Origin of the sequence: Streptomyces sp. WELS2, from assembly GCF_013870595.1 — a bacterium.
Classification (GTDB): Bacteria; Actinomycetota; Actinomycetes; order Streptomycetales; family Streptomycetaceae; genus Streptomyces.
This window is the reverse complement of the sequence record NZ_JACBWZ010000261.1, coordinates 1-7622: the sequence shown is the minus strand read 5'-3', so window position 1 is coordinate 7622 and position 7622 is coordinate 1. Positions and strand designations below refer to the sequence as shown.

4 protein-coding genes are annotated in these 7622 nt (G+C 72.7%); 3 read left to right on the top strand and 1 reads right to left on the bottom strand.

From position 1 onward, the window contains the following. Positions 1 to 978, bottom strand: a 978-nt coding sequence (locus H5J33_RS17010) for a carboxyl transferase domain-containing protein (protein WP_309485420.1), incomplete at its 3' end; no start/stop codon positions are given. A gap of 249 nt (positions 979 to 1227) precedes the next feature. On the opposite strand from H5J33_RS17010, the gene H5J33_RS17005 reads away from it, so the two are divergent. The 3 genes from H5J33_RS17005 (at position 1228) to H5J33_RS16995 (ending at position 7352) form a co-directional block, all read left to right on the top strand. Continuing rightward, a complete protein-coding gene (locus H5J33_RS17005; protein ID WP_181795760.1) occupies positions 1228 to 1884 on the top strand; it encodes a TetR/AcrR family transcriptional regulator in 657 nt (218 codons plus the stop codon). Between the two features lie 612 nt (positions 1885 to 2496). Next, complete coding sequence (locus H5J33_RS17000) at positions 2497 to 6525, top strand: type I polyketide synthase (protein ID WP_258565168.1); 4029 nt, start codon at positions 2497 to 2499, stop codon at positions 6523 to 6525. Between the two features lie 197 nt (positions 6526 to 6722). Then, positions 6723 to 7352, top strand: a complete 630-nt coding sequence (locus H5J33_RS16995; RefSeq protein WP_309485419.1) for a TetR/AcrR family transcriptional regulator — start codon at positions 6723 to 6725, stop codon at positions 7350 to 7352. The last annotated feature ends 270 nt before the right edge of the window (positions 7353 to 7622 follow it).

The window sequence follows — 7622 nt, the reverse complement described above, 5'->3', positions numbered from 1 at the left end:
GATCACGTTGGTCGCCCAGGTCGGCTGGATCTCGAAGCTGTCGCCGTCGTCGACGATCTCCTCGATCACCCTGCGCATGTCGTACGGGCGGTTGCCGTCGGCCGGGACCAGGTCGAGGAGCGCCTCGCAGCGCCGGCCGGCCGGGTCGTCGGACGGTACGGCGGGGGGCAGTTCGCGGTTGTTCCGGGGCAGCAGCGACAGCAGGTACCGCACGTCCTCCAGGCAGGTCTCCTCGTCGGCGTAGGCGAGGTGGGAGACGCCCGACACATCCGCGTGGACGTCCGCCCCGCCGAGCCCGTCGTGCGAGATCCGCTCCCCGGTCACCGCCTGGACCACGTCCGGGCCGGTGACGAACATCTGCGAGATACCGCGGACCATGAAGACGAAGTCGGTCAGCGCGGGTGAGTACGCCGCGCCGCCCGCGCACGGGCCGAGCATCACGCTGATCTGGGGGATCACCCCGGAGGCAGCCGTGTTGCGCCGGAAGATGCCGCCGTAGCCGGCGAGTGCGGTGACGCCCTCCTGGATCCGGGCGCCGGCGCCGTCGTTGAGCGAGACCAGCGGCGCTCCGGTGGACAGGGCCATGTCCATGATCTTGTGGATCTTCTGCGCGTGGGCCTCCCCCAGCGCGCCGCCGAAGATCCGGAAGTCGTGTGCGTAGACGAAGACCTTGCGGCCGTGGACCGTGCCCCAGCCGGTGACGACGCCGTCGGTGTGCGGCTTCTTCGCCTCCAGGCCGAAACCCTGTGCCCGGTGCCGCCGCAGCGGCTCAACCTCGTGGAACGAGCCGTCGTCCAGCAGGAGCGCGATGCGCTCCCGGGCGGTCAGCTTGCCCTTGCCGTGCTGCACCTGCGTCGCCCGGGACGACGGCCCGGCGTGCACCTGGGCACGGACGGCGTCGAGTTCGGCCACCCTGCCGCGCAGGTCCTGGTGCTGCGGCGGTGCGACCTGAGGTAAGCGGGGCTGAGCAGTCGTCATGAGGATGCCTCCATCGCGGAGTTCGACCGGACCGGTCGGCTCGACGGGCTAAACATACACTCGAGTTCATTGAAAGGCTACAAACTAAAAATGGATCGCGATGCAAAAGATCAACTTCGCGGGCCTCGCCGAGGGGCCGGCCCGGCGTTGACGTGGGAGTAGTCGCCTGCTTAGGCTCTAGGCCATAGATGAACTCAAGTTCAAAGAGCCCCCCATGAACCCCCCATGAACCCCCCACCTGGAGCCCGCGTGCGTCAGCCCTCGGACGAGCAAGCCGGTGTGACGACACGTCGGGGCCGGAACAAGGAGCGAGCCAGGAAGCGCGTCTACGCCTCCGCCCTGACCCTCTTCCGGCGCCAGGGGTACGCGCAGACGTCGGTCGCGCAGATCGCGGAGCACGCCGACATCGCGCGCGGCTCCTTCTTCAACTACTTCCCGCGCAAGGACGCCCTCATCTGCGCGTGGATGAAGGAGCGCACAACGGCGCTGACGCGCCGTCTCGGATCGTGCCTGCGGTGCGGGATGCCCGTCGCGGAGTCGCTCGGCACCTGCATGTCCGTCCTCGGCGCGCTCAACGAGGAGGACCTGGACCTGAGCATGGCGATGCTCACCGGGTGGGTGCAGGCGGGGCGCCCGCTGGGCCGGGAGCCGCACCTCGATGCGGTGTTCGCCGAGATCGTCGAGTGCGGCCGCGCCCGCGGAGAGATCCACGCCACCCTTGATCCCGGGCAGGTCGGCGAACTCCTGCGCGACCTCTACATCGGTGTGCTCTGCCGCTGGGCCGGCCGGCCGCCGTCGGCACGCCATTCGCTCGGCGCCGATCTGCAGGAGGCCCTCGATCTGCTGCTGCACGGCATCGCGACCCCGGGCGGGCCGCACCGCGGACGGCGGCGAGGGTTCGTGTGACCTCCCCTGTGCGGGCCGCCACCAGCGAACTGCTCCCACAGGATCCGGACCGGCACCACCGGTCCTCCGTACGTTGAGCCGGCGTCGCAGATCCACCGCACGATGAGCCGGCACCACCGGTCCTCCGTACGTTGAGCCGGCGTCGCAGATCCTCCGTATGATGACCCGGCGTTGCAGGTCCTCCACGCGATGACCCGGCGCCGCAGATCCTCCGCACGACGAGGCCATCCGGCGCGGAACTCCGCCGGTGCTCCGGGCCTCTGCGCCGCACCACTCACCGCGATCACCGCAGCCCGCCGACGACCCGGCCGGGGCCGGGTCGCGGACCTCTCCGGGCCGAGCGTCGCCCGTCGCGACCGTGGCGGGCCGTCCGACGTGACGACACGTCACATCCGCGCGCCCGCCGGTCCGTTCTCGTCGAACCTCTCGGCTGCCTCAAACCGCCTGTTGAGGGACATTCGCCACTTCGTCTCGGCAGTCGAGACGTGAAGAAACCTTGAAGAAGAAGTCGGGGACTAAGTTTGGGTTCCAGTGTAAGTTTGCATCGCGCTAAAGCCATTGTGGCTGCTGTCATGGCCCACCGGTCGGATTCGAAGAGATGGGACCGTTCACATGAAGCACGTGCGACCCGCCCCCGGGACCCCCCGCCAGCACAGGTCTGGCGGCCCTCTCGCGGTCGTCGGCATGGGATGCCGTTTCCCGGGCGCCCGCGGGCCGGCCCAGTTCTGGGAGAACCTGCTGGCCAACCTGGACTCCGTCACCACCGTTCCTGCCGAGCGCTTCGATGTCGCGGCCGACTACGACCCCGTGCCCGGCGTGCCCGGCAAGACGGCCTCGCGGCACGGCGGCTTCGTCGAGGACGCCTTCTCCTTCGACCACGCTTTCTTCGGCATCTCCCCGGCCGAGGCACGGACCGTCGACCCGCAGCAGCGGATGCTCCTCCAGGTCGCCTGGGAGGCGCTGGAGCACGCCGGCATCCGCCCCTCGGCACTGGCCGGTACGCACGCGGGGGTCTTCGTCGGACAGGCCACCGCCGAGTACTCCGAGGCCACGTCCGCGCCCGACGGCCCCCACGTCCGCGACATGGTCGGCAGCCGGCTGCGCGCGGTGACGGCCGGGCGGCTGTCCTTCGCGCTCGACCTCCTCGGCCCCAGCATGGTGCTGGACACGGCCTGCTCGTCGTCCCTCGTCGCGGTGCACGCCGCCCGGCAGAGCCTGCTCACCGGGGAGTGCGATCTCGCCATCGCCGCCGGCGTCAACCTGCTGCTCTCCAGCCACGACGCGATCGCCTACTCCCAGGGCGGCATGCTGTCCCCGGGCGGACACTGCCGCTTCGGCGCGAAGGACGCGGACGGATTCGTGCGCAGCGACGGCGTCGGGGTCGTGGTGCTCAAGCGGCTGGGCGACGCCGAGCGCGACGGCGACCGGATCCTCGCGACGATCCTCGGCAGCGCCGTCAACAACGACGGACGCGGGAGCGGTCTGCTGCTCCAGCCCGCGATCAGCGGACAGGTCGACATGCTGCGCACCGCCTGCCGCGCGGCGGGCATCACACCGGACCTGCTCGACTACGTCGAGGCCCACGGCACCGGCACCGCCGTGGGGGACGCGGTGGAGCTGCGGGCCCTGGCCCAGGCCGCGGGACGGCCCGACAGCCGCCCTTTACCGACCGGTTCCGTGAAGACGAACATCGGGCACGCCGAGTCCGCGGCCGGCATCGCCGGGCTCATCAAGGCCGTCCTGATCGCCCGGCACGGCGTCATCCCGGCGTCGCTGCACTGCCGGGAGGCCAACCCGGTCATCGCTCAGGACGGTCTTCCGATCTCCGTCGTGACACGGAACACCGAACTGCCCAGGTCCGGCGACCGGGCCCACATCGGCGTCAGCTCCTTCGGGATCTCCGGCACCAACGCCCACGTCGTCGTCGGCGAGTACCGGCCCGCCGCGGCCGCTTCCGCCGCACCCGCCCGCGGGACCGACGGGCGGGCGGCCGACGCGCAGGCGGCCGACGGGGAACAGCTGCTGGTGCTGAGCGCGCGGTCCCCCCGGTCGCTGACCCTGCTGGCCGAGGCGTACGCCGCCTACCTCGACGGCCCCGGGCGCGGGCACGCGCTCCGCCGGATATGCGCCGCCGCCGCACTGCGCCGCGACGCCCACCCCTACCGGCTCTGGGTCCGGGGCGACAGTCACGAGACGGTCGCGGCCCGGCTGCGCTCCCTCGCGGCGGGCGCCACGCCCGCCGGGGGAGGCATCGCCGAGGCGGGTTTCACGGCCGCCCGGCGTACGGCCTTCGTCTTCCCCGGCCAGGGCTCGCAGTGGCTCGGGATGGGCCGGGGCCTGCTCAGGACCTCTCCCGCCTTCCGTACCGCCCTGACGGAGTGCGACGCCGCGATCCATGCCGAACTGGGCTGGTCCGTCATCGAACTCCTCACCGAGGCACAGGAGTTCCCCACCGACATCGACAAGGTCCAGCCCTCCCTGTGGGCGGTCGGTGTCTCCCTCGCCGCGGCTCTGGAGGAGGCCGGCCTCTCCGCGGACGTCTGCCTGGGTCACAGCATGGGGGAGATCGCCGCCTCCTGCGTGGCCGGTGCGCTGAGCCTGCGCGACGCCGCGGCGGTGATCTGCCGCCGCAGCCGCCTGATGCGCCGCCTCGCCGGCCGCGGGGTCATGCTCGCCGTGGAGCTCTCGGCGGACGCGGCACGCCGGTTCCTGGCCGAGCGCCCCGAGTTCGCCGACGCCTGTGTCGCCGCGGACAACTCGCCCAGCTCGACGGTCCTCGCCGGCCCACCCCACACGATCACCGCGATCACCGAGGCCCTGGAGGAGCAAGACGTGCTCTGCCGCACCGTCCGGGTCGAGGTGGCCTCCCACTCACCCGACATGGACCTGATCGCCGACGACCTCGTCGCCGCCCTCGACGGCCTGGCGCCCCGCCCGGCCCGCACCGAACTGGCCTCCAGCGTGCTCGCCGCACCGCTGCGCGGGGACGAACTGACCCCGCGGTACTGGCAGAACAACCTGCGCCGGCCGGTCCGCTTCACCGAGGCGGTGCGGCTGCTGGCCGCGACCGACACGGTGTTCGTCGAGGTCAGCCCGCACCCCCTCCTGACCGCGGCCGTCGACGAGACGGTCACGGACGCCGCCGGGGAGGTGGCCGCCATCGCCACCCTGCGCCGGAACTGCGACGAACCGGCGGCCCTGCTGGAGGCTGTCGGCCGCGCCTTCGCCCACGGCGCGCACGTGGACTGGCTGCGCTGGTACGGCGACCTGCCGCCGGTGGTCGACCTGCCGGCCTACCCATGGGACACCACCGCGCTGCGCCACGACAGCGCCCCGCGCACCCCGGCCGCGACGGTGCCGGCCACGCGTGCACCGCACGTGCGGGAGGCCCCGCTGGCGGACTGGGGAGTCGGCGACTGGGCCTGTGGGGTCACCGTGCGCGGTGTCGCGCCGGTCTTCCCCTCCGTGTACCTGAGCGCCCTGCTCGAGACGGGCCATGCCGCCGCCCCCGGCGAGCGGTTCGCGCTGGCCGGAGTGGAACTGGGCGACGCCGCCCTCACCTTCGAGGACGTGCCGCACACCACGCTCCGCGTCACGGTGCACGGCCCGGGGCCGGACGGCACCCGGACCGAGCAGGCGGAGGCCCGGCGCGGCGCCGACGGGCCGTGGGAGCTCTGCGCGGAGGGCCGCCTGGAGCCGCTTTCGCCGGCCGGGCCGCGCAACCGGCGCGGCCTGCTGGACTCCGTCCTCGCCCGGCGTCACAGCCACCTGTCGGCGGCCGACTTCTACGCGGCGGCCGAGCGGCACCGATTCGGGATCGGTTCCGGTTTCCGGACCGTGCAGCACGTATGGCGGCGCGGCGGGGGCGCCGTCGCCCGGCTGCGCCCGGCTGCCGGTTCCACGGCCGCCGGCTGGGAGTCCGGGCTGCTGACACTGCTCGCCGCGTACCCCGCCCATGTCACGTACGTACCGCTGGCCTTCGGTACCGTCCGGGCCTTCGCGGAGCTCGGCGAGGAGTTCTGGGCGCTGTGCCGGGTCAGGCCCGCGGCGGGCGGCCGCACCGCCCAGGGGGACGTGATCTTCCTCGGCTCCGACGGCTCGGTGCTCGCGGAGTTCCTGAACATCGAGCTGCGGGCCCTCTACGACCGCCCCGGGGACCGCCTCTTCTCGCTCTCCTCCGCCTCCACCGCCGTGTCCCGGCTGCTGCCCGGCCTCACGGTGCCGCGAAGACGGCAGCACACCATGGCGGCCCCCGCCGCACTCGCGGCGCTGCTACCGCTCGCCGCCCCGGCCCTCACCCTCTCGCCGGGCCGCGCCGTCACGGATGTCCCCGCCCCGGCCCTCACCCTCTCGCCGGACCGCGCCGTCACGGATGTCCCCGTTCCGGCCGCCGCGGGCACCGCCGACCCGCGCCTGGCGCCCACGACGGCCGCGGAAGCCCTGGTGCAGCGCCTGTCGCGGGTCCTTGAGATCCCCGAGGACCAGCTCGACCGCCGGCGCCCGCTGCGCGATCTCGGCCTGGACTCGCTGATGGCGACGCAGTTGCGCGCCCAACTGCGCTCGGACTGGGGACTCGAGCTCACGGCGGGGCGCCTGCTGGGCCCCGAGAGCCTGAACGGCATCCTGGCCACGATCGGCTGACACGGGCACCTGACGTGCCGTCATGACTCCACCGGCTCCGGCGGACCGGCCGCCGGAGCTTGGCACTTCGGGACGAAACGCCCGCCCCCTCCAAGTTTGACTGTACAACATACTTAAACCGTGGTACATCAATTTGGAGGGGGAGGGATCTGATCGCCAACCAGCAGAGCGGAGTCACGGTGAGTACGACGGGAGCAGTGGACCAGGTGCCGGCCCGACTGGGCCGACGGGAACGCAACAAGATCAGGACGAAGGAGCGGCTCTACGACGCGGCCCTCACCCTTTTCACGGAGCAGGGCTACGACGACACCTCCATCGACCAGATCGCGGAGCGGGCCGACGTCGCGCGCGGCACCTTCTTCAACTACTTCCAGCACAAGGAAGACCTGCTCAGCACCTGGGGGGAGAAGCGGCGCAACGCCCTCACCACCGCCCTGGCCTCGGACAGCGGCGGCGGCTCGGCCGCCGAGCGACTGCGCCGTTGCATGACGGTTCTCGGCCGGATGAGCGAGGAGCACCAGAAGGAGACCGGGGCCCTGCTCACGGCCTGGGTCCGCGCGGGTCACCCCCTGGACGAGGAGCCCTACCTCGCCGACCTGTTCGCCCGGATCGCGGCCACGGGCATGCAGCGCGGCGAGTTCTGCGAGCGGGTCGCCCCCGAGCACGTGGGCAACGCCCTGCGGGACATCTACCTCGGCGCCCTCTACCGCTGGTGCGGTCGCCCCGACGGCCCGGCCGGCACGCTGACGAAGGAACTGCTCGCCGCCCTCGACCTGATGCTGTACGGCCTCGTCTCCCCAGCCACCCCCGGGGAAACCGCCCGCTGACCCGACCGCCTCCTGACAGGCGCTGCGCACCAGGGGATCGCCCGTGGCCCGGACACCGGGGCCCCGAGTGGTGCGCGGCATGGCCATGCGGTCGGCAAGGGCACCGGGAAGCAGCGCGTGTCCTCGGCGGCGGCCGTGAGCCGGCCGCCCCGCGGGTGTCCCCGCGTCCGGTCACGCGGGCCGCGGCCCACTCGTGCGGAAGCAGGCCGAGGAGGCGGTCAGGACGGGGCCGGGCAGCCGGCCCGGGACGTCCTCGGCCAGGGTGACGGC

What these genes read in the sequence shown, in the direction of transcription:
- H5J33_RS17000 (WP_258565168.1), top strand. Translation starts at nt 2,497, where the DNA reads ATGAAGCACGTGCGACCCGCCCCCGGGACCCCCCGCCAGCACAGGTCT.